Source organism: Microbacterium sp. Bi128 (assembly GCF_918698205.1).
Map to the genome: position 1 here is coordinate 1 of NZ_CAKKMM010001622.1, position 1,077 is coordinate 1,077.

Sequence of the window (1,077 nt, forward strand, 5' to 3'; positions counted from 1 at the left end):
CTTGCGCACCGCGCGGATTCGCGGCAGCCTGCAGGACCCCGGTCTCAGGATCCCGCACGACGGCGGACAACCGCCCCAGCGCCCAGTCACCAGCCCGGCTGACCACATGCCCGCGGCATTCGAGCCCCGCGATGACGTCCTCACCGAGCCGGTCCTCGACGACGGCGCCACCGGGCTCCCAGGTGCGCGGCCAGAAGGACCCGGGCACCGACGTCGTATGGAACGTCGGTGCGTCGATGGCCTGCTGCGGCGAATACCCGCCCACGATGGTCCGCAGCAGGTACGGCAGCTGCCACTGGTCCTGCTGGTCGCCGCCGGGCGACCCCAGCGCGGTCACGGCGTGGCCGTCCCGCAGCACGAGCGTGGGCGTCAAGGTGGTGCGCGGGCGTTTGCCGGGCGTCAGAGTGGACGGCGTGCCGGGCTCCAGCCAGGTCATCTGCAGCCGGGTGCCCAAACAGAAGCCCAGCTCCGGGATCGCCGGGGAGGACTGCAGCCAGCCGCCGGACGGAGTCGCGGAGACCATGTTGCCCCAGCGGTCCACGACGTCGATATGGCAGGTATCGCCGCGGGTCACCCCCGCGGGTGTCACGGTGGGCTCGCCGACGCCGAGTCCGGCCGCGGAGGCATGGCCCGCGAGCGCCGGCAGCGTGTAATTGGTGCGCAGTGGCGGCCTGTACGGCGCCAGCCCGGGCACGGTGCCAGGCCGGAAGTCGTGGGAGGCCCGTTCCGTGATCAACGCCCGGCGGCCGGCACAGTAGTCCTCCGACAAGAGGTAATCGAGCGGCACGTCCGTGTCGCCGTAGTACGCTTCCCGGTCCGCGAGCGCGAGCTTCTGCGCTTCCAGTACGGTGTGCGCCCCGAGCTCGGTGGACGGATCAAGGAACCGGTCCTCGAAGCCGGACAGGATGGCCAGGGTCTGCAGCAGCACCGGCCCCTGGCCCCACGGCCCGGTCTTGGCGATCGTGTGGCCCCGGAACTCCACGGTGGCGGCCGCCTCATACCCGGCCTCGAATCCCGCGAGATCGTCCAGGGCGAGCACTCCGCGGTGATCCGTGCCCGAGGAATGCCGGTGCGGGG

Annotated in this window: 1 protein-coding gene; it reads right to left on the reverse strand. The window is 72.0% G+C overall.

From position 1 onward, the window contains the following. On the reverse strand, positions 1–1,077 hold a 1,077-nt coding region (locus LQV45_RS35025; protein ID WP_230012599.1), incomplete at both ends, for a gamma-glutamyltransferase.